This window comes from Xanthomonas bonasiae (genome assembly GCF_014836395.1).
GTDB lineage: Bacteria > Pseudomonadota > Gammaproteobacteria > Xanthomonadales > Xanthomonadaceae > Xanthomonas_A > Xanthomonas_A bonasiae.
This window is the reverse complement of sequence record NZ_JACSQX010000002.1, coordinates 184,593-205,239: the sequence shown is the minus strand read 5'-3', so window position 1 is coordinate 205,239 and position 20,647 is coordinate 184,593. Positions and strand designations below refer to the sequence as shown.

General features: G+C 66.5%; 15 protein-coding genes. 9 read left to right on the top strand and 6 right to left on the bottom strand.

Going from position 1 to position 20,647, the window contains the following annotated elements; genetic code table 11:
- Positions 1-249 precede the first annotated feature (249 nt).
- Complete coding sequence (locus H9658_RS03665) at positions 250-2,547, bottom strand: TonB-dependent receptor family protein (RefSeq protein WP_179566667.1); 2,298 nt, start codon at positions 2,545-2,547, stop codon at positions 250-252.
- A gap of 296 nt (positions 2,548-2,843) precedes the next feature.
- Between H9658_RS03665 and rimK the strand changes: the two genes are divergently transcribed.
- The 4 genes from rimK (at position 2,844) to H9658_RS03645 (ending at position 6,486) form a co-directional block, all read left to right on the top strand.
- Positions 2,844-3,737, top strand: coding sequence for a 30S ribosomal protein S6--L-glutamate ligase (gene rimK / locus H9658_RS03660; RefSeq protein WP_046978031.1), 894 nt, complete (start codon positions 2,844-2,846; stop codon positions 3,735-3,737).
- 265 nt (positions 3,738-4,002) lie between these two features.
- The gene (locus H9658_RS22850; RefSeq protein ID WP_225209720.1) at positions 4,003-4,461 is read left to right on the top strand and encodes a hypothetical protein; all 459 of its coding nucleotides are present in this window, start codon (positions 4,003-4,005) and stop codon (positions 4,459-4,461) included.
- Positions 4,462-4,475: 14 nt separating this feature from the next.
- The gene (locus tag H9658_RS03650) at positions 4,476-5,153 is read left to right on the top strand and encodes a response regulator transcription factor (protein ID WP_046978044.1); all 678 of its coding nucleotides are present in this window, start codon (positions 4,476-4,478) and stop codon (positions 5,151-5,153) included.
- The gene (locus H9658_RS03645) at positions 5,146-6,486 is read left to right on the top strand and encodes a sensor histidine kinase (protein ID WP_179566664.1); all 1,341 of its coding nucleotides are present in this window, start codon (positions 5,146-5,148) and stop codon (positions 6,484-6,486) included. The genes H9658_RS03650 and H9658_RS03645 overlap by 8 nt, the downstream gene beginning before the upstream one ends.
- Before the next feature lie 128 nt (positions 6,487-6,614).
- Here the strand turns inward: H9658_RS03645 and coaE are convergent, their stop codons facing one another.
- Genes coaE through H9658_RS03630 form a run of 3 tightly spaced genes read right to left on the bottom strand, consistent with a single transcriptional unit; the run spans position 6,615 to position 9,375 of the window.
- Positions 6,615-7,235, bottom strand: a complete 621-nt coding sequence (gene coaE, locus H9658_RS03640; protein WP_191824389.1) for a dephospho-CoA kinase — start codon at positions 7,233-7,235, stop codon at positions 6,615-6,617.
- A 13-nt stretch (positions 7,236-7,248) separates the two neighbouring features.
- Positions 7,249-8,112 carry a prepilin peptidase gene (locus H9658_RS03635; RefSeq protein WP_046978035.1) on the bottom strand — a complete coding sequence of 288 codons (864 nt, stop codon included), beginning with the start codon at positions 8,110-8,112 and terminating at the stop codon, positions 7,249-7,251.
- 6 nt (positions 8,113-8,118) lie between these two features.
- Complete coding sequence (locus H9658_RS03630; RefSeq protein ID WP_191824388.1) at positions 8,119-9,375, bottom strand: type II secretion system F family protein; 1,257 nt, start codon at positions 9,373-9,375, stop codon at positions 8,119-8,121.
- 384 nt (positions 9,376-9,759) lie between these two features.
- On the opposite strand from H9658_RS03630, the gene H9658_RS03625 reads away from it, so the two are divergent.
- Positions 9,760-10,203 carry a pilin gene (locus H9658_RS03625; protein WP_191824387.1) on the top strand — a complete coding sequence of 148 codons (444 nt, stop codon included), beginning with the start codon at positions 9,760-9,762 and terminating at the stop codon, positions 10,201-10,203.
- A gap of 218 nt (positions 10,204-10,421) precedes the next feature.
- Positions 10,422-12,161: a type IV-A pilus assembly ATPase PilB gene (pilB, locus tag H9658_RS03620; protein ID WP_191824386.1), complete on the top strand. Its 1,740-nt coding sequence runs from the start codon at positions 10,422-10,424 to the stop codon at positions 12,159-12,161.
- Positions 12,162-12,329: 168 nt separating this feature from the next.
- On the opposite strand, the gene H9658_RS03615 is transcribed toward pilB, so the two are convergent.
- Positions 12,330-13,718, bottom strand: coding sequence for a sigma-54-dependent transcriptional regulator (locus H9658_RS03615; RefSeq protein ID WP_179566650.1), 1,389 nt, complete (start codon positions 13,716-13,718; stop codon positions 12,330-12,332).
- A gap of 74 nt (positions 13,719-13,792) precedes the next feature.
- Positions 13,793-15,406 carry a sensor histidine kinase gene (locus H9658_RS03610; RefSeq protein WP_191824385.1) on the bottom strand — a complete coding sequence of 538 codons (1,614 nt, stop codon included), beginning with the start codon at positions 15,404-15,406 and terminating at the stop codon, positions 13,793-13,795.
- Between the two features lie 280 nt (positions 15,407-15,686).
- On the opposite strand from H9658_RS03610, the gene sucC reads away from it, so the two are divergent.
- The 3 genes from sucC to H9658_RS03595 all read left to right on the top strand — a co-directional run bounded on the left by sucC (position 15,687) and on the right by H9658_RS03595 (position 20,430).
- Positions 15,687-16,850, top strand: a complete 1,164-nt coding sequence (gene sucC, locus H9658_RS03605; RefSeq protein ID WP_191824384.1) for an ADP-forming succinate--CoA ligase subunit beta — start codon at positions 15,687-15,689, stop codon at positions 16,848-16,850.
- A 23-nt stretch (positions 16,851-16,873) separates the two neighbouring features.
- Entirely contained in the window at positions 16,874-17,746 is an 873-nt protein-coding gene (gene sucD, locus H9658_RS03600) for a succinate--CoA ligase subunit alpha (RefSeq protein WP_179566644.1), read from the top strand.
- A 587-nt stretch (positions 17,747-18,333) separates the two neighbouring features.
- Positions 18,334-20,430, top strand: a complete 2,097-nt coding sequence (locus H9658_RS03595; protein ID WP_191824383.1) for a pyrroloquinoline quinone-dependent dehydrogenase — start codon at positions 18,334-18,336, stop codon at positions 20,428-20,430.
- Positions 20,431-20,647 lie beyond the last annotated feature (217 nt).

The window sequence follows — 20,647 nt, the reverse complement described above, 5'->3', positions numbered from 1 at the left end:
GGTGGCGTCCCCACGCCGTGTGTCGCGGCTGAAGCCGCTCCTACAAAAGCGCGCGGTGTCTGGGCTCTTGTAGGAGCGGCTTCAGCCGCGACCGATGTCGCCGTCAGTGCGACCTCCCACAGCACCACGCACAATCGAAAGAGCCGCCAGATGGCGGCTTCATGCGTGCGGTTTTGCACCGGGAAAACGCAAGCGCCGCCGCTGCTCCCGCAACGGCGGCGCGATCGCCTTCCCTGGCGAGGCGTCAACTCAGAACTTGCCGCTGAAGGTGACGAAGAACTGCCGCGGCGCGCCGGCCATCAGCGTCTGGTTGTAGCCGTTCGGATCGGAGACCACGTAGCCGTTGGTGCCGACGGTGGCGAAGTAGCGCTTGTCGAACAGGTTGGTGACGTTGGCGCTCAGGCCCAGGTTCTGGAACATGCCGACCTCGCCGAAGTCGTAGCCCGCGCTCAGGTCGAAGCGCCAGTAGCTCGGCACCGACGAGTCGTTGAGGTAGCTGATGTAGCGGCGGCCGGTGTACTTGCCGTCCAGCGCCGCGTGCCAGCCGGCGTTCTCGTAGGCCAGGCTGCTGGAGAACATCCACTCCGGGATGCCGACCACGCGCTTGCCCGAGGTGGCCACCACACCGCCGTTGAGATAGTCGTCCTGGTAGGTGGAGTCGTCGTAGGACAGCGAGTTGAGCCAGCGCAGCTGCGCGATCGGGCGCCACATCACCGCCAGGTCGGCGCCCTGGCTGCGCACCGAGCCGACGTTGTTGAGCGTGGCCGAGCAGGTCTGGATCGCGCTGCACGGCGAGGTCACCAGCAGGCGGTCGTCGAAGGTGGTGTGGTACAGCGCCAGCGATGCCTCGATGCCATCGCCGCGCACGCGATAGCCCAGTTCGTAGGTCTGCGCGGTTTCCGGCTCCAGCGATTTCTTGATCGCGTCGAACGCCGCCTGCGATTCCTGGAACGGGGTGAAGCCGAAGCCGGCCATGTTCTTGTTGTAGGACGCGTAGAGTTCCTGGTGCTCGTCGAGCTTGTAGTTCACGCCGACCTGCGGCAACAGATCCGAATCGGCCTTGATCTCGCCGGCCGCGTAGGAGGTGGTCGGCACCAGCGACTGCGCGGTGGTATCCACCTGCAGCTTCTTGGCGCCGAAGTTCAGGGTCAGGCGGTCGTCGAGCAGGCGCAGCGTGTCCTGCGCATAGAACATGCGCGTGTCGGTCTCGTAGTGCTGGGCGAAGCCGCGTGCGAACAGGGTGCCGGACTTGTTGAAGTAGTACAGATCGGTGAACGGGCCATCGAGCAGGAAGTAGTTGCGCTCCTGCACGGTCTTGGCGTTCTGGTACCAGCCGCCGATCTCGATCTCGTTGCCGGCGACGGTGAAATTCAGCGACGCGGTGACGCCATGCCGGTTGAGGCGATAGTCGGTGGTGCGCATCGACAGCGGTACCGTGGCCGAGGACGCCACGTACGGCGTGGTCCATTGGCCTTCGCCGTTGTTGTCGTGGTAGTAGCCGGCCAGGTTCAGCGTGGCGTTGCCGCCCAGGTTGAACGCGCCGCTGAGCGCGGCCAGGTTGTCGTCGCGCAGGCCGGCGCCGGAGTAGTAGGTGGCGTCGGCCTTGCCGTAGTCGGCGGGCAGGGCGTTCAAGGACGCCGGGTAGCTGCCGTTGCCGTTGAGCGCGTTGGCGATCTGCACCGCGCTGTTCCAGTCCGGCATCAGGTAGTCCCAGTCCCAACCCAGCGCTTTCTGCGAGGTCAGCGACAGGTCCATGATGTCGTATTCCTTGCGCTTGGAGCTGTCCAGGAACAGGCTGACGCGGTTGCCGTCGCCCCACTGGTACAGCGCCTTGAGGTTGGCCTGGTTGTACTCGTTGTTGCCGTAGCCTTTCCACTTGTCCACCTCGCCGTGCACGATCGAGGTGTACATCGAGAAGCCGTTGATGTCGCCGATGTCGCCGCGCAGGTAGGTGCGGCGGGTGGAATCGGAACCGAAGGTCTGGCTGAAGCGGATGCCCGGCGTGGCATCCGGATCGTCGGAGTAGTAGCGCACGGTGCCGCCGAGGTTGCTGCTCGAGGCGGTGCCCAGGGCGCCGGCGCCCTGCGACAGTTCCACCGAGCCGACGTTCTCGGAGATGATCGCGCGGGTCACCTGCAGGCCATCGCTGACGCCGTAGCTCATGGTGCCCAGCGGCACGCCGTCCAGGGTGAAGCCGAGGCGGCTCTGGTCGAAACCGTGCAGGCTGATCGCCGTCGACCACTCGTAGGACCCCCACGCATCGGCCGACTGGAACTGCACGCCCGGCAACTTGTCCAGCACCTTCAGCGCGCTGGTGCCGGGCGCGGCGATGCCGATGTCCTCGCGGGTGATGCGCTGCACCTGGCGGGTGGTGCCGGTGGACACCACGGTGATCGCATCGAGCATGGTCGCGTCGCTGCCGCCGGCGGTGGCCGTGGCCTCGGCGTCGGCCGGTGCGGTCTCGGCCAGCGCGGCGAAGGCCGGCAGCGCGGACGCGACGGCGAGCACCAGCGCATGCAGGCGCAAGGATCGGGAGGTGGGGGTCATCGAAATTCACCAATAAAAGGGGGGAGGCGTTGGGGGCCTGGCGTGCGATGCGTGACAGCCAACACACGGCCTGTGCGGCCCGCTCGCCACCATGCAACGGTTTTGTGAACGTTTCGGGGCGGTTCCGTGTCGTCTGTGGGACAGCGTGTCTGCAGATGCCGGCCGCCGAGCGGGCATGCCAAGGCCGGTCATGCGCCGCCGCCACGTTCGCGCGCGAACCATCGGGCATGGTGCCGATCCCGCAGCGCCGACGGCGCAACGTATGATGCCGGGCCAGCCACCGCCGTCGCGCCTCGATGAAGCTCGCCATCCTGTCCCGCAACACCAAGCTGTATTCGACGCGGCGCCTGGTCGAGGCCGGCCGCGAGCGCGGGCACACGGTGCGCGTGCTCGACCCGCTGCGTTGTTACATGCGCATCGCGGCCGGTGCCTTCACCATGCATTACAAGGGCAAGCCGATCACCGGCTACGACGCGGTGATCCCGCGCATCGGCAATTCCGTCACCCGCTACGGCACCGCGGTGCTGCGTCAGCTGGAAATGATGGGGGTGCGCACGCCCAACCCGTCCGATGCGATCCTGCGCGCCCGCGACAAGCTGCGCGCGCACCAGTTGCTGGCGGCCAAGGGCATCGACATGCCGATGACCGTGTTCGGCGACAACCCCGACGACACCGGCGATCTGCTGTCGATGCTGGGCCCGCCCCCGCATGTGGTGAAGTTGAACGAAGGCACCCAGGGCACCGGCGTGATCCTCACCGAGAAGACCAGCGCCTCGCGCGGTGTGGTCGAGGCGCTGCGCGGCCTGTACGCCAATTTCCTGGTGCAGGAGTTCATCGGCGAGGCCGAGGGGGCCGACCTGCGCTGCTTCGTGGTCGGCAACCAGGTGGTCGCGGCGATGCGCCGGCAGGCGCCGGAAGGGGACTTCCGCTCCAACCTGCATGTCGGCGGCAGCGCGCAGTTGGCGGTGGCCAGCCGCGGCGAGCAGGAGGTGGCGGTGCGCTCGGCCAAAGCCCTCGGCCTGGGCGTGGCCGGGGTCGACCTGATCCGCTCGCGGCGCGGCCCGCTGGTGCTGGAAGTCAACTCCACCCCGGGCCTGGAAGGGATCGAGGCGGTCTGCGGCCTGGATATCGCCGGCAAGGTCATCGAGCACCTCGAAGCCAGTCTGATTCGAAAGAAATCAGTAACTTAGGGCGATGTTCGGCCCTCCGTTCTGGCTTAACACGGGTTTAATTCCCGCCTGCGTATGCTTGGTCGGACCGCAGCTCTGCCCTCCTCAGCAGGAACGGTAATCGGGATATATCTTTCGGCCCAAGCGGCCTTGCCGCTTGGGTCTTTTTCTTTGTGCGGGGCGCTGCCGTCGGTGCAGCGCTCGGCCTGGGTCGTGCGCAGCTTGCAGCCCCGTTCGCGGGACGGCTACATTGTGATTCACACCACCAATCGCGTAGGGGACAGGGATGAAGAAGGTGATCGGTTTGATGCTGGGGATGGCGCTCGCGTGCAGCGCGGCGGCGGCACCGAAAGGTGAGGCGCCCATGAACGTGAAGAAATCGTTCGCACAGCAACTCAGTACAATTCGCCAGCAGTTGGACGATGGCAAGACCTACTCCGAACTCAGTGCAGAAAATCGCAGCAAGGTGGAAGCCGCGCTGTCGCGCATGGCGACGGTGCTGAATGCACACCCTGACGTCGATACGCTGCGCGAGGAAGACAAGGTCGTGCTGTTCAACGATCAGGAAACGGTCAACACGCTGCTGTCCAAGGCGTCGTCGGACAGCCGGCTGATCTGCAGGCGCGAAGCGGTCATCGGATCGCTGCGCACCACGACGCAATGCAAGACCGTGGCGGAACGCCGCCGCGACAACGAGGATGCGCAGGAATTGATGCGGCGCAATCCAACTGGCAAGTACGACTGACGGGGTAAATGTTGGTGCGAATTCTAGTGATCGAAGACAACAGCGATATCGCTGCCAACCTGGGCGACTACCTCGAAGACCGCGGGCACACGGTGGATTTCGCCGCCGATGGCGTCACCGGCCTGCATCTGGCGGTGGTGCACGAATTCGATGCCATCGTGCTCGACCTCAACCTACCGGGCATGGACGGCATCGAAGTGTGCCGCAAGCTGCGCAACGAAGCGCGCAAGCAGACCCCGGTGCTGATGCTCACCGCCCGCGATTCGCTGGACAACAAGCTGGCGGGCTTCGATTCCGGCGCCGACGACTACCTGATCAAGCCGTTCGCGCTGCAGGAAGTGGAAGTGCGGCTCAACGCGCTGTCGCGCCGCGGCAAGGGCGTGCACACGCGCGTGCTGGAGACCGGCGACCTGGAATACAACCTGGATACGCTGGAAGTGCGGCGCCAGGGCAAGCTGCTGCAGCTCAACCCGACCGCGCTGAAGATCCTGCAGGCGCTGATGGAGGCCTCGCCCGCGGTGGTGACCCGGCAGGAACTGGAGACCCGCGTGTGGGGCGAGGAACTGCCGGATTCGGACTCGTTGCGCGTGCACATCCACGGCCTGCGCGCGGTGGTCGACAAGCCGTTCGAGGTGCCGATGATCCAGACCCGCCATGGCATTGGCTACCGCATCGCCGCGCCCGATGCCTGAAGCTGGAGAGTTGCCGCGGGCGGTGCGGCGGCGCGGACGCTACCGCCGCCGCCTGCGCAGCCGCATCATCCTGTCCTTCGTGCTGTTGGGCTTCGGCCTGACCGCACTGTTCGCGTTCGCCACCAATTGGGCGCGCGCGCGGGTGGAGAACCAGCTCGTCGAAGACGTGATGAATCGCAACATCGACGCGTTCGCCAAGCGGTTCTATTCCGATCCTTCCAAGAATCCGGACCTGCCGGTGCAGCAGATGTTCGGCCGGGTGGTCAAGAGCGATCGCTTCGAGACGCTCCGGCGCGAGCAGCCCGAGTGGTACAAGCTGTCCGATGGCATCCACAACATTTCCGGGCTCGACGAAAGCGGCAAGCCTTTCTCGTACAAGCTTGCGGTACGCAAGACGCCCAGCGAGTGGTTCTTCCTCGCCTACGACATGACCCAGACCATCCAGGGCGAGGTGCAGCTCAATCGCACCCTGATCCTGTCGGTGCTGGTGTTCAGTGCGCTGTCGCTGGTGATCGGCTGGTGGTCGGCATCGCGAGTGATGCGCCCGGTGTCCGATCTGGCCGCGCGGCTGCGCGCCTACCGCGGCAGCAGCGATCCCAAGCCGCTGGCGCCGCATTTCCCCGACGACGAAGTCGGCCAGCTGGCCGAAGCGCTGGACGACTATTCGGCCCGGCTCACCGAAGTGGTGCAGCGCGACCGCGAGTTCAACGCCGACGTCAGCCACGAGCTGCGCACGCCGCTGGCGGTGATCCGCGGCGCCACCGAACTGCTGCTGACCCGTCCCAATCTCGACGAGAAGGTGTTGCAGCGCTTGCAGCGCATCCAGCGCGCCGAACAGCAATGCAGCGACCTGATCGGTTCGCTGCTGCTGCTGTCGCGCAACGAGCGCGGGCAGGGCAACAGCAACGTGGCCAAGGTCGCCGAGCAACTGATCGAATCGCACCGCGCGCAGCTGGGCGGCAAGCCGCTGCAACTGTTGCTGGAGGGCGAGCGCAACCTGACCATCGACGCGCCGGAGTCGGCGCTGTCGGTGGCGCTGGGCAACCTGATCGGCAACGCGGTCAAGTACACCCAGGAAGGCCAGGTGGTGGTGCGGGTGCTGAGCGATGCGGTGCAGGTGATCGACTCCGGCCCCGGCCTCAGTGCGGAGGACGCCGCCAAGCTGTTCCAGCGCGGCTACCGCGGCACCCATGCCGGCCACTCGCAGGGCGGCGGCATCGGCCTGTCGATCGTCAGCCGCCTGTGCGATCTGTACGGCTGGCAGGTCAACGTGCGCCCGGGCACGTCCAAGGGCGTGGTGGCGACGCTGTGGTTCAGGCCGGCGGCGGTTTGAGTTAGTGCCCGGCGAGATTGCCGAACGCCTTCGCATATCGCAGCTGTAGGAGCGGCTCCAGCCGCGACAGAGATTCCAGGGAGCGCGTGTCGCGGCTGAAGCCGCTCCTACAAAAGCGCGCGACACACCTAGCCGATCTTCGCCGCCGCCAACGCGCGATAGCGCCGATCCAGCGCATCCACCGCGTCCTGCAGCCGCTCGGCGTCGCCATCGTTCACCACCACATCGTCGGCGATCGCCAGCCGCGCCGCGCGCGTGGCCTGCGCCGCGATCATCCGCTGCGCCAGCTCGGCGGTGATGCCGTCGCGCTGCATCAGGCGCGCATGCTGCGTTGCCTCGGGTGCGTCGACGACCAGGATCCGGTCCAGCCAGGGATATGCGGTGCGCGCGCCGACTTCGGTCAACAACGGAATCGCCGCCACGGCGTAGGGGCTGGCGGCCTCGCGGCATGCCTGCTGCATCAGCGTACGAATCGCCGGGTGCGTGATCGCTTCCAGATCGCGGCGCGCCACTGGATCTTCGAAAATGCGCTGGCGCAGTGCAGCCCGATCCAGGCTGCCATCTTCGCGCAGGATCTGCGGACCGAAGCGGGCCACGATCTGCGCCAGCGCCGGATGCTCGGGCGCGACCACTGCGCGGGCGGCCACGTCGGCATCGGCCACGACGATGCCCTTGGCCTCGAAGCGGCGGCTCAGCTCGCTCTTGCCGGAGGCCACGCCGCCGGTGAGGCCGACGATGAAATCGCTCACCGCGCAGCTCCGCTCAGCGCAGCCCGGACCAGCGCATGTAGGTATCGATGATTTCCGTGCCCCAGAAGAACACGATCCAGCCGGCGATGGCCAGATAGGGGCCGAACGGAATGGGCGTGGCCCGGTCGCGGCCCTTGGCCGCCAGCCAGATCGAGCCGAGTACCGCGCCGACCAGCGAGGAGATCAGGATCGTCGGCAGGATGCCCTTCAGCCCGCACCAGGCGCCGATCGCCGCCAGCAGCTTGAAGTCGCCATGGCCCATGCCTTCCTTGCCGGTGATCTGCTTGAACAGCCACCACACCGACCACAGCGACACATAGCCGACCGCCGCGCCGAGCAGCGCCGGCTTGGCCGGCATATACAGATTGTCCATGCTGCCGACCAGACCCAGCCACATCAGCGGCAAGGTCAGCTGGTCCGGCAGCAAGCGGGTGCGCAGGTCGATCCCCGACATCGCGACCAGGAAACAACTGAACACGATCGCGCCGAACCCCTGCCAACCGAAGCCGAAGCGCCAGACGCTGGCGACCACCAGCAGGCTGGTCAGCATCTCGACCAGCGGGTACTGGATCGAGATCGGCGCATGGCAATGCCGGCACTTGCCGCGCAGGGCCAGCCAGCTGAACAGGGGAATGTTCTCGTACCAGGACAGCTTGTGCTTGCAGTGCGGGCAGTGCGAGGGCTCGACCACGATCCCGGGCGGCGGCGGATCGTAGATGTCCGGCAGCTCTAGGATCTCGCGCGAATCGCGCTTCCACTGCCACTCCATGCGCTTGGGCAGGCGCAGGATCACCACGTTGAGGAAACTGCCTACCAGCAAGCCCAGCCCGGCCGCGGCCGGAAAGCCGAGGCCGGGATGTTGATCGAGAAATGCCATGCGCTATTAGACCACGGACGCCAACTTGAAGATGGGCAGGTACATGCCGATGACCATGCCGCCGACGATGGTGCCGATGAACACCATAATCAACGGCTCCATCAGGCTGCTCAACGCATCTACTGCGTTGTTCACTTCCTGCTCGAAGTACTCCGCCACCTTGAACAGCATCGCATCCAGCGCACCGGCCTCTTCGCCGATGGCGGTCATCTGGATGACCATGTGTGGAAACAGGTCGGCCTGCTTCATCGCCACATTGACCGGATAGCCCACCGACACATCGTCGCGCATGCGAAGCACGGCTTTCTCGTACACGCTGTTGCCGGTGGCACCGGCGACGATGTCCAGCGCCTCCACCAGCGGCACGCCGGCGCGAAAAGTCACCGCAAGTGTCCGCGAGAAGCGCGCCACGGAGCTGTTGTGCATGATCTGTCCGATGATCGGCACCTTCAGGATCAGGCGGTCCATGCCATGCTGCATCGCTGGAGAGCGCTTGTAGGCAAACATAAAGCCAAAGATGCTGGCTATCAGAAAAAGCAGCATGCCCCACCAATAGGAGACCATGAAGCGTGAGGCTGTCACGATCATCTGCGTGAACGCCGGCAATTCGGCGCCGAATCCTTTGAACACATCCTCGAACTGGGGCACCACCCAGACCAGCAAAATCGAACTAACCAGCAAGGCTACTGCCATCACCATGGCGGGGTAGAACAATGCCTTCTTGATCTTGCCTTTCAGCGCTTCAATGTTCTCTTTGTAGGTGGCGACCGTCTCCAGTACGGTTTCAAGCACACCTGCGCCTTCGCCGGCCTTGACCAGGTTGCGATAGAGCTCATCGAACTGAACAGGATGCTTGCTGATGGCTTCGTAAAGCGATGAGCCGCCCTCGATGTCGAGACGGACTTGGTCGACCATCTTCTTCATGCGAGGGTTCTTGTGCCCGCTGGCAATGATTTCCAGAGAACCGACGATAGGGACACCCGATTTCATCATCGTCGCCATCTGCCGGCTGAAGAAGGCGATGTCCTTGGGCGTGATCTTGCTGCCGGCAGAGCCGAACAAGGGCTTGGGCTTGGGCTTGACCACCGACGGCGTGATGCCTTGGCGGCGCAGTTCTGCACGCAACAGATTGGCGTTCTTGGCCGTCTGTTCGCCCTTCATCTTGACGCCGCGCTTGTCGGTCCCCTCCCAGACAAACGGCACCTGCTGATTGGTGTTGCGAACGGCCGGTTCTTTTTTGACTGCGCTTCGCGTTGCGGACATCAGTTGAACTCCCCGTCCAGACCATCCCCAGGCGGACATGAGCCGCATAGTATCGGTTTCTGTGCCGTCTGGCATCCGGGGTTGGCCCTCGCGCGTGGGCGTGACGAACCGCAAATACGGCTGAAGTGACGCTCTGTGTCACTTTGTGACCTATCCTTGCAGAGGGGAAATCCCGTCGCAAATCCGTTCTTTTGGCTTGGTCTGCTCGGTCTAGGTGAGGCATCATGCGTTCGGGGTAGGCATAGGGCGCGTGCAACGGAGTTGGCACGCTGTCTGCTTGTATCACCCGCACGTGGCACTCTGCCGCGCGGCGCTCGGGGAGTACAAGGCTCCGCGGGCCGAGTGTCTACATCAATCACACATCCAATCTCTAGGGGATTCACTATGAAGAAGCAGCAGGGCTTTACGCTGATCGAACTGATGATCGTGGTTGCGATCATCGCTATCCTGGCCGCCATCGCCATTCCGCAGTACCAGAACTATGTCTCGCGTACGCGTGCGGCAGCTGCGGCAGCCGAGCTGGCTGGCTTCAAGACTTCCGTCGGCTCTTGCATTTCCGAACTTCAGACAGCAACGGGTTGCAATGCTGGCACCAATGGTATCCCGACTACCGCCAGCTTCACCGCGACCAAGAACGTGACCGCGCTCACCAGCGTCACCAATGGCGTTATCACTGCAACGACCGGAGCGACCGCTTCGAGCGGCGGCGCAAATCTGACCTACATTCTGACCCCCACCATGACCGATGCGGCAATTACCTTTGCCAACAGCGGAACCAGCTGTAACGCCACGCGTGGCTTCAAGCCGGGCCAGGGCGGTTGCCCGTAAGTTTTACGGTTGTTTCAATTAGAAAAAAGAAAGCCCGCCGTTAGGCGGGCTTTCTTTTTAGGGCGCTTGTGTTGAGATGCGCCTATCTGTAGATAAGCGTTGAGAGTATCAGGGCCTTCTTGTGCTTGGTTCGATGGATAAGGTAGCGTAAAGCTGAGCTGTGCAGCATGCTGCTTTTGCATGGTTTTGTTGGATTTTTGATAAAAAGAGGTCGTCTAGTGAACGCTGTGACTACTGCCAATCTAGTCGGCATTACAGGTATTGCACGCCGATTGGTTCAGGATGGTGTGCTGGACGAAAGTCTCGCTCGCTCGGCAATGGCGCATGCCGCCGAGGCCAAGATTCCGCTGCCGCAGTGGTTCTCGGAGAAAAAGCTGGTCACCGCAGCGCAGCTGGCCGCCGCCAATGCGGTCGAGTTCGGCATGCCGCTGCTGGATGTGTCGGTGTTCGACGCCAGCCAGAGCGCGATCAAACTGGTCAGCGAGGAGCTGCTGCAGAAGCACCAGGTGTTGCCGCTGTTCAAGCGTGGCAACCGGCTGTTCGTGGGGGTCAGCAATCCGACCCAGACCAGGGCGCTGGACGACATCAAGTTCCATACCAATTTGACCGTGGAACCGATCCTGGTCGACGAGGACCAGATCCGGCGCACGCTGGAGCAGTGGCAGGCGAGCAACGATACGATCGGCAACTCGCTGGGCGGCGACGATGAGGGGATGGACAACCTCGAGGTCGGCGCCGGCGACGAGGACATGGGCAGCGGCGGCGATACCGGCGTCGACGCCAAGGGCGACGATACGCCCGTGGTCAAGTTCGTGAACAAGGTGTTGGTGGATGCGATCCGCCGCGGCGCATCCGACATCCATTTCGAGCCGTACGAGGACGATTACCGGGTGCGGTTGCGCATCGACGGCCTGCTCAAGAGCGTGGCCAAGGCGCCGGTCAAGCTCAACCAGCGCATTGCGGCGCGCTTGAAGGTGATGTCGCAGCTGGACATCGCCGAGAAGCGCGTGCCGCAGGATGGGCGCATCAAGCTCAATCTGTCCAAGAGCAAGCAGATCGACTTCCGCGTCAGCACGCTGCCGACGCTGTTCGGCGAGAAGATCGTGCTGCGTATCCTCGATGGCAGCGCGGCCAAGCTGGGCATCGACAAGCTCGGCTACGAGCCGGAGCAGCAGAAGCTGTTCCTGGACGCGATCCACAAGCCCTACGGCATGGTACTGGTGACCGGCCCGACCGGTTCGGGCAAGACGGTGTCGCTGTACACCGCGCTGGGTATCCTCAACGACGATACCCGCAACATCTCCACCGCCGAAGATCCGGTGGAAATCCGCCTGCCCGGGGTCAACCAGGTGCAGCAGAACAACAAGCGCGGCATGACCTTCGCCGCGGCGCTGCGCTCGTTCCTGCGCCAGGATCCGGACATCATCATGGTCGGCGAAATCCGCGACCTGGAAACCGCCGAGATCGCGATCAAGGCGGCGCAGACCGGCCACATGGTGCTGTCCACGCTGCACACCAACGATGCGCCGCAGACCATCGCGCGCCTGATGAACATGGGCATCGCGCCTTACAACATCACCAGCTCGGTGACGCTGGTGATCGCACAGCGCCTGGCGCGGCGGCTGTGCAACAACTGCAAGCGGCTGGCCCCGGCCATGCCGGAGAACGCGCTGTTGAAGGAAGGCTTCACCGAGGCCGAAATCGCCGCCGGCATCCAGCTGTACGAGGCGGTTGGCTGCGACGAATGCACGGAGGGCTACAAGGGCCGCACCGGCATCTACCAGGTGATGCCGATGAATGACGAGATCGGGGCGATCGTGCTGCAGGGCGGCAATGCGATGGACATCGCCGAGGCGGCGCAGAAGATCGGCGTCAAGGACCTGCGCCAGTCGGCACTGCTCAAGGCGCGCAACGGCATCACCAGCCTGGCGGAGATCAATCGCGTGACCAAGGATTGATGGGGCCGGGATTCGGGATTCGGGAGTCGGGATTCGGGATTCGCAAGAGCGGAGCCGCGTCTCCTCCCGATCCCTGATCCGCCTTTTCTACCTAGGCCGAATTAGGAGAGGAATGGGACACCGTTGCTTTTACGAATCCCCAATCCCGACTCCCCAATCCCGGCTCTTCTACTCCATCCCCAACTTCTTGAGCTTGTAGCGCAGCGCGCGGAAGGTGATGCCGAGCTGGGCCGCGGTGCGGGTCTTGTTCCAGCGGTTCTCCTCCAGCGCCTTCTGGATCGCGGCGCGCTCGAGCTGCTCGATGTAGGAGGGCAGGGCGGAGGAGGTCGGGTCGATGTCGACCACGCCGGGCGGCAGCGCGGGGGCGGCTTCGGCCGCGGCGCGGGCGCTGTTGCCGGGTTGCGGCAGGCGCAGGTCGGCGGCGCTGATCTGGTCGTCTTCGGCCATCGCCAGGGCGCGCTCAAGGATGTTCTCCAGTTCGCGCACGTTGCCGGGGAAGGCGTAGCGGTTCAGCGCGTCCAGCGCCGACGGCGACAGCAGCGGGGTGACCCGGCCGTGGCTCTTGGCCAGCCGCGCCAGGATCGCCGCGGCCAGTTGCGGCAGGTCGCCGCCGCGGTCGCGCAGCGGCGGCACGCGCAGTTCGATCACGTTGATGCGGTAGTACAGGTCGTGGCGGAAGCGGCCGTCGGCGACCAGGTCGGCCAGGTCCTTGTGCGTGGCCGACAAGATGCGCACGTCGGTCGGCACTTCGGTCGAGGCGCCGACCGGGCGCACCGACTTCTCCTGGATCGCGCGCAGCAGCTTGACCTGCATCGGCAGCGGCAGCTCGGCGACTTCGTCCAGGAACAGGGTGCCGCCGTGCGCGGCCTGGAACAGGCCGGCCTGGTCGGCATGGGCGCCGGTGAAGCTGCCTTTCTTGTGGCCGAAGAACTCGCTTTCCATCAGTTCGGCCGGGATCGCGCCGCAGTTGACCGGCACGAACGGCCCGGCCGCGCGCGCGCCCTGCTCGTGGATGGTGCGCGCGACCAGTTCCTTGCCGACGCCGGACTCGCCGAGGATGTAGACCGGCGCCTGGCTGCGCGCGACCTTGGCGATGGTGGCGCGCAGCACGTCCATCGCCGTCGAGGCGCCGAGCAGGCGGCTGGCCTGCTCCGGCGGCGGCGCCGGCGGCGCGGCGCGTTCACTGTTGTTGAGTTCCAGCGCGTGCTTGACCAGGCCGCGCAGCACGTGGATGTCCACCGGCTTGCTGACGAAGTCGAAGGCGCCGGCCTTCAGCGCTTCTACCGCCAGGTCCATGCTGCCGAAGGCGGTGATCATCGCCACCGGCGTGCGTGGGTAGTGGCGGGCGATCTCGCTGACCAGTTCGATGCCGTTGCCGTCCGGCAGGCGCATGTCGGTGATGCACAGGTCGTAGGGATTGCTCGCCAGCAGTTCGCGGGCTTCGGCGAGGTTGGCGGCGGTGCTGATGCGCAGCCCCATCCTGCCCAGGGTCAGCACCAGCAGTTCGCGGATGTCGCGTTCGTCGTCGACGACCAGGGCGCTTCGGGTTTCGTTCATGTGCGGAAAAGATAGCCCAGGTACGGGGGGAGCGCCAAATTATCGACGCGGTGGGGGATTCGGTGACGTGCGTCTCAACCCGAGAGCATGGTGTGCGGGCCAGGCAGGACCACGCGGAAGCAGGCGCCGCCGGCCGGTACCGGGACGTATTCCAGGCGTGCCTGGTTGGCCCGGCACAGTTCGCGGGCGATATACAGGCCCAGCCCGGTGCCGTGCTCGGAGGTGGTGAAGAACGGGCGGAACAGCTGCGCGGCGACCGCTTCGGGAATGCCGGGACCGCGGTCCATGACATCGACGATGGCATTGCGTTCCTGCATCGCCACGCGCAACCGCACCCGTGCCGGTTCCTCCATTACCCGGCCGTACTTGAGCGCGTTGTGCACCAGGGCGCTGAGGATCTGGTGCAGGTGCTTGGGATCGACCAGCGCGTGCACCGGCTGCGGCGCGAGGATGGCTTCCAGGCTGTCCGTCTCGATCGACAGGGTCTGCCGGTATTCCAGCACGAAGCGGCGCACGAACACGCCCAGGTCCAGGTTCTCCGGATTGGAGCGCTCGCGCCGGGCCAGGCCCAGCACGCTCTCGACGATGCCGTTGGTGCGCTGGCACTGCATGTGGATGATCTGCAGCAGGCGGCGGTCGGCGTCGCCGATCGCCGGCGATTCCTCGAGCAGCTGCGAGGCGTAGCTGATCGCGGCCAGCGGGTTGCGGATCTCGTGCGCCAGGCTGGCCGAGAAGCGGCCCAGCGCCGACAGGGTCAGCGATTCGGCGCGCCGGGACACCACCGTCGCATCGTCCAGGAACACCAGGGTCAGGTCGCCTTCCATCAGCAGCCGGGCGAAGCGTGGCTGCACCTCCGGCTGGTCCGGCGACAGCTGTAGCGGGGTCTCTTCCTGATTCCAGCCGTTGCGCCAGCGTTGCAGCCGCTTGCCCAGCTCCGGCGCGGCGCTGAGCAGGTCCAGGCGGCCGCTGGCGCTGTTGCCGTCGGCATCGCCGAGCAGTGCCGAGGCGGCCTCGTTGGCCAGGGTGACGCGGTTCTGCGCGTCCACCACCAGCACCCCGGTGCGCATGCGGCGGATGATCAACTCGTTGATTTCGTAGAGATTGGCCACCTCGGCGCCGCGCCGATCGGCCAGCGTCTGGCTGCTGCGCGCGCGCTGCCCGATCTGGTAGCAGATGTAGGACACCGCCAGGTAGCTGGTCGCGAACATGGCCAGTTCGGCCAGGCTGCGGGTGCTTTCGCCGCCGTCCAGCGAGGTCCACACGTATTCCAGCAGGGTCGCCGCGGCGGCGGTCAGGGCGACGCCGAAGCCGTAGCGCAGCGGCAGCAGCATCGCCGCGGCGGCGACATTGAACAGCAGCATCATCGCGATGCCGGCGCTGGCCGCCGGCAGCGCGTGCGCGGCCAGGGTGGCCGCGGCGATGTCCGCGGTCGCGCTGCAGAACACGATCGGGATCAGGTGGCGTTCGTTGCGGCCCCACAGCAGGAGCAGCAGCGCCACCAGCAGGTAGGCGCCGGCCAGCCCGACCGCCAGTTGCGGAAAGCGCGGCGCGCCGACCAGCACGCTCAACGGGCTGAACACCAGCGCGGCGATCAGTCCGGCCACCAGGACCCGGTACAGCGCGAAGAAGTACAGCTCGCGGCGCGGGATGGACTCGATGCGGTCGATGAGCGAGGCGCTTGTGGGCAAGCCGGACTCCAGCCAGGCGACGGACGGCGCGAGTATAGGCGTCGCGCCGGGGAATGCGATGGCAGGGCCGCACCGGTGGCAGCCTCGGCATGGCCGAGGACGGGGCTGCGCGGGACCGCCCGGGCCGGGCCTGCAGGGCCACCCGCGGCGGTGCCGGAAACCAGCGCTTTTGCGCCGCCGCCCAGGGTCGGCCACAATATGCGGCCCGTCCGTACCCTTCCGGCCGCCATTCCAGGCCCGGATCGCTGCGGGACGGTCGTTCCTCTTCCCACGGTGACGCATGAATTTCCACGAATACCAGGCGAAACAACTGTTTGCCGACTACGGCATCCCGGTCCCGGCCGGACGCGTCGCGTCCACGCCCGAAGAAGCTGTCGAAGCGGCCAATGCCTTGGGCAATGGCCCCTGGATGGTCAAGGCCCAGATCCACGCGGGCGGCCGCGGCAAGGCCGGCGGCGTGAAGTTCTGCAAGACCACCGACGACGTCAAGGCCGCTGCGGCCAAGATGCTCGGCACCTCGATGGAAACCTACCAGTCCGCTGGCGTGGCCCTGCCGATCAGCCTGGTGCTGGTCACCGAGGCCGGCGAGATCGCCAAGGAACTGTACCTGTCGGTGCTGGTGGACCGCGGCACCCAGTCGATCACCTACATCGCCTCGTCGGAAGGCGGCGTGGACATCGAGCAGGTCGCAGCCGAGACCCCCGAGAAGATCCAGACCCTCAACGTGAACTTCGTCGAAGGCCTGCAGCCTTACCAGGCGCGCGAGATCGGCTTCAAGCTCGGCCTCACCGCCAAGCAGGCCAACCAGCTGGCCAAGATCATGGGCGGCCTGTACACCCTGTTCAACGAAAAGGACCTGGCGCTGGTCGAACTGAACCCGCTGGCGATCCTGGACAGCGGCGACCTTTACGCGCTCGACGGCAAGGTCAACTCCGACGACAACGCCACCTTCCGCCACAAGGATCTGGCCGCCATGCGCGACAAGACCCAGGAAGACGAGGCCGAAGTGCGCGCCAGCGAGTACGACCTGAACTACGTGACCATGGACGGCAACATCGGCTGCATGGTCAACGGCGCCGGCCTGGCCATGGCCACCATGGACGTGATCGCGCTCAACGGCGGTTCGCCGGCCAACTTCCTGGATGTCGGCGGCGGCGCCACCAAGGAGCGCGTGACCGAGGCGTTCAAGCTGATCCTGTCCTCGGACAAGGTCAAGGCCATCTTCGTCAACATCTTCGGCGGCATCGTCCGCTGCGACATGATCGCCGAGGGCATCATCGCCGCGGTCAAGGAAGTGGACGTCAAGGTGCCGGTGGTGGTGCGTCTGGAAGGCACCAACGTCGAGGCAGGCAAGAAGCTGCTGGCCGAATCCGGCCTGGCCATCACCCCGGCCGACGACATCAACGATGGCGCCAAGAAGGTCGTCGCAGCCGTCGCTGCCTGAACCCACGAGACTAGGAAGAATTCATGTCTGTTTTGATCAACAAGAATACGAAGGTCATCGTGCAGGGCTTTACCGGCCAGCAGGGGACTTTCCACGCGACCCAGATGGTCGAGTACGGCACCCAGGTGGTCGGCGGCGTGACCCCGGGCAAGGGCGGCACCACCCACATCAACCTGCCGGTGTTCAACACCGTGCGTGAAGCGGTCGACGCCACCGGCGCCGATGCGTCGGTGATCTACGTGCCGCCGCCGTTCGCGGCCGATGCGATCCTGGAAGCGGCCTCGGCCGGCATCAAGGTCATCGTCTGCATCACCGAAGGCATCCCGGTGCTGGACATGCTGCGGGTCAAGAACGTGCTGAAGTCGCACCCGGACGTGACCCTGATCGGGCCGAACTGCCCCGGCGTGATCACCCCGGGCGAGTGCAAGATCGGCATCATGCCGGGCCACATCCACATGCCGGGCAAGATCGGCATCGTGTCGCGCTCGGGCACGCTGACCTATGAAGCCGTGAAGCAGACCACCGCTGCCGGCCTGGGCCAGTCCACCGTCATCGGCATCGGCGGCGATCCGATCAACGGCCTGAACTTCGTCGACTGCCTCAAGCTGTTCAACGAAGACCCGCAGACCCAGGGCATCATCATGGTCGGCGAGATCGGCGGCGACGCCGAGGAAGCCGGTGCCGAGTACATCAAGGCCCACGTCAAGAAGCCGGTCGTCGGTTTCATCGCCGGCGCCTCGGCTCCTCCGGGCAAGCGCATGGGCCACGCCGGTGCGATCGCCTCGGGCGGTTCGGGCACCGCGGCCGGCAAGTTCGCGGCGATGGAAGCCGCTGGCGTCAAGACCGTCCGTTCGCCGGGCGACCTGGGCGCGGCGATCGCTTCGCTGGTGAAGTAAGCGACACGGCGGTTGCGGCATGCGGCGCTCAGGTGCCGCATGTCGCGATTGTTCGATGGCGGCAATGCCGGTCAGCGTCGAACGGGGCCTCGCGAAAGCGGGGCCCTTTTTTTGTGTCGGCGTTTTTTCGAAGGTGTAGCGCCGTGCTGTCTCAGGTGACGAGTGCTTCGCCTGTACCTTCACCCCAAACTCCTCTCTCCGACCGGGCTTGTCGCTCTGCCGTTGCGTGCCGCGCGCCGCTGCTGCACCCGGCAACGTCTGTCAGCTCGGCATGTTCGACGCGGGATTTGCGTTCAACAGTGCGTTCGGCGTGACCTTCGCCGCAACATGCGTTACCGGAAGGCCCGTCGCGCCCAACGGCCGGCGCTTCCAGAGCCGTTGCCACAGGATTTGCGCCGTGGCTGCGATTCGAGAATGTCCCGACGTGCGGTTGCCGGCCATCATTGGCCCGCTTGGCGCCCGCCCCATTCGTCCCTGTGCGGCCGCCATTGGTCACTGTCGTGGCCGCCGCCGTCCCTTGGCCGTGGCGGGCGGACGGGCGCTGCACATACTTGCCGCCACTTCACGCAACGACGGGAGCGGCACCAGTGGGCAGCAGATGGCGGGCAGCGATATGTGGTGCGGGACTGGCGCTCGGCGTTGGCGGGATCTGCGCGGCGGCGCCGGGCGACTGGTCCAGCTATGCCGGCGCGCCCGGCGGCGGCCAGCATTCGCCGCTGACCCAGATCACTCCGGACAACGTGGGACGGCTGCGCATCGCCTGGTCGTTCCGGACCGGCGAACTCGGCGCGGGCCTGCCGGATCCGGAGCGGCGTCGCTTCGAGACCAATCCGCTGGTGCTGGACGGGCGCATGTACCTGGTCACCGGCACCGGCATCGCCTTTGCGTTGGATGCGGCCAGCGGCCGCGAACTGTGGTCGTTCGACGCCCAGGTCGCGCGCGGCAAGCACTACAGCGATCCGGCCTCGCGCGGGGTGAGCTTCTGGCGCGACGCGCAGGCCGCGGACGGCGCGTGCCGCGAGCGCATCGTGTTCGGCACCCTGGACGCGCGGCTGATCGCGCTGGACGCCGCCGACGGTCGGCCCTGCGCCGGGTTCGGCACTGCCGGCAGCATCGACCTGCGGGCCGGGATCGACGTGCAGGACAGGCCCAGCGACGCCTGGGCCAACTATGCGGTGACCTCGCCGCCGGTGGTGGCCGGCGACGTGCTGGTGGTGGGCAGCTCGATCGGCGACAACCGCGGGCATGCGCTGGAGCAGGGCGTGGTGCGCGGCTACGATGCGCGCAGCGGGCGCGAATTGTGGCGCTGGGATCCGGTGCCGCGCGCTCCGGCGGCGGCGGCCGCGGCCGGCTGGCAGCCGGAGCAGGCCGCCACGGTCGGCGGCGGCAACGCCTGGGCGCCGCTGGCGGTGGATCCGGCACTGGGGCTGGTGTACGTGCCGACCGGCTCGGCCAGTCCCGACTACTACGGCGGCGAGCGGCTCGGCGACAACCGCGATGCGAATTCGCTGGTGGCGCTGGACCTGCACAGCGGGCGCCGGGTGTGGGCGCAGCAACTGGTGCATCACGACCTGTGGGACTACGACCTGGCCTCGCAGCCGGTGCTGACGACGGTGCAGACCGCGCAAGGGCCACGCGAGGCGGTGCTGCAGGCGACCAAGACCGGCTTCCTGTTCGCCTTCGACCGGCGCGACGGCAGCCCGGTGTTCCCGATCAGCGAAGTGCCGGTGCCGGCGACCGACGTACCCGGCGAGCGCATCTCGCCGACCCAGCCGATGCCCGAGCCGGCGCTGCGCCTGGCGCGGCATACGCCGCTGACCGCCGCCGACGCCTGGGGCGCGACGCCGGGCGCGCGCCGCGAGTGCGCCGCGCTGATCGCCGGGCTGCGTTCGGAAGGCCTGTTCACTCCGCCCAGCGTGCGCGGCACGATCGCGCTGCCGGGCTGGGCCGGCGGGGTGAACTGGGGCGGCATCGCGGTGGACCCGCAGCGCCAGCTGGCGATCCTGCCGGTGTCGGACCTGCCGATGCAGGTGACGCTGATCCCGCGCGACCACTTCAGCGAGGCCGATTACGCGCGCCATCCCGACCAGCAATTCAACGACATGCAGGGCACGCCGTACTACATGCGCCGCGGCATGCTGGGCTCGTCCCGCGGCGTTCCCTGCGTCAAGCCGCCGTGGGGGCGGCTGGTGGCGGTCGATCTGCGCACGCGCAAGATCGCCTGGGAACGCCCGCTCGGCACGCTGGAAGAGCGGCTGCCGTGGTTGCCGCTGGACGTGGGCACGCCGCTGCTCGGTGGCGCGGTGACCACCGCCAGCGGGCTGACCTTCATCGCCGCGGCCGCCGATGCGCGCCTGCGCGCGCTCGACAGCGCCAGCGGCAAGACCCTGTGGGACGCCAAGCTGCCGGCGGGCGGCCAGGCCACGCCGTCGATCTATGCGGTGGGCGGCAAGCAGTACGTGGTGATCGCCGCCGGCGGCCGCGAGGGCATGGGGGCGCTGGGCGATTACGTGGTCGCCTATACGCTCGATGGCCAGGGCCGGGAGGTTGTGTTCCAGCACGGCGTGGCCGCGCGCATGGCGACCCTGGGCCTCGTCGCGCTGGCGCTGCTCGCGGCCGTGGTGACGCTGTGGCGGCGCTGGCGTCGGCGTCGTGCGCGGGCAGGGAGCCGCGGCAACGGATGAGGCGATGCGCGGCGTGCCGCTCCGTGTGGGAGCGACTTCAGTCGCGACGCGCGGTCTGTCAGCGACCGGCTTCGGAGCCAGTCGGGACTGAAGTCCCTCCTAAAGTGCACCCAGCGGTCGCTCGGCGTGCCACGCCTTGTGGGAGCGACTTCAGTCGCGACGCGAGGTCTGTCAGCGACCGGCTTCGGCGCCAGTCGGGACTGAAGTCCCTCACAGT

Excerpts from the sequence above, each read along its gene's own strand:
- H9658_RS03665 (WP_179566667.1), bottom strand. The coding sequence starts at position 2,547 with ATGACCCCCACCTCCCGATCCTTGCGCCTGCATGCGCTGGTGCTCGCC.
- rimK (WP_046978031.1), top strand. The coding sequence starts at position 2,844 with ATGAAGCTCGCCATCCTGTCCCGCAACACCAAGCTGTATTCGACGCGG.
- H9658_RS22850 (WP_225209720.1), top strand. The coding sequence starts at position 4,003 with ATGAAGAAGGTGATCGGTTTGATGCTGGGGATGGCGCTCGCGTGCAGC.
- H9658_RS03645 (WP_179566664.1), top strand. The coding sequence starts at position 5,146 with ATGCCTGAAGCTGGAGAGTTGCCGCGGGCGGTGCGGCGGCGCGGACGC.
- H9658_RS03635 (WP_046978035.1), bottom strand. The coding sequence starts at position 8,112 with ATGGCATTTCTCGATCAACATCCCGGCCTCGGCTTTCCGGCCGCGGCC.
- H9658_RS03630 (WP_191824388.1), bottom strand. The coding sequence starts at position 9,375 with ATGTCCGCAACGCGAAGCGCAGTCAAAAAAGAACCGGCCGTTCGCAAC.
- H9658_RS03625 (WP_191824387.1), top strand. The coding sequence starts at position 9,760 with ATGAAGAAGCAGCAGGGCTTTACGCTGATCGAACTGATGATCGTGGTT.
- H9658_RS03615 (WP_179566650.1), bottom strand. The coding sequence starts at position 13,718 with ATGAACGAAACCCGAAGCGCCCTGGTCGTCGACGACGAACGCGACATC.
- sucC (WP_191824384.1), top strand. The coding sequence starts at position 15,687 with ATGAATTTCCACGAATACCAGGCGAAACAACTGTTTGCCGACTACGGC.
- sucD (WP_179566644.1), top strand. The coding sequence starts at position 16,874 with ATGTCTGTTTTGATCAACAAGAATACGAAGGTCATCGTGCAGGGCTTT.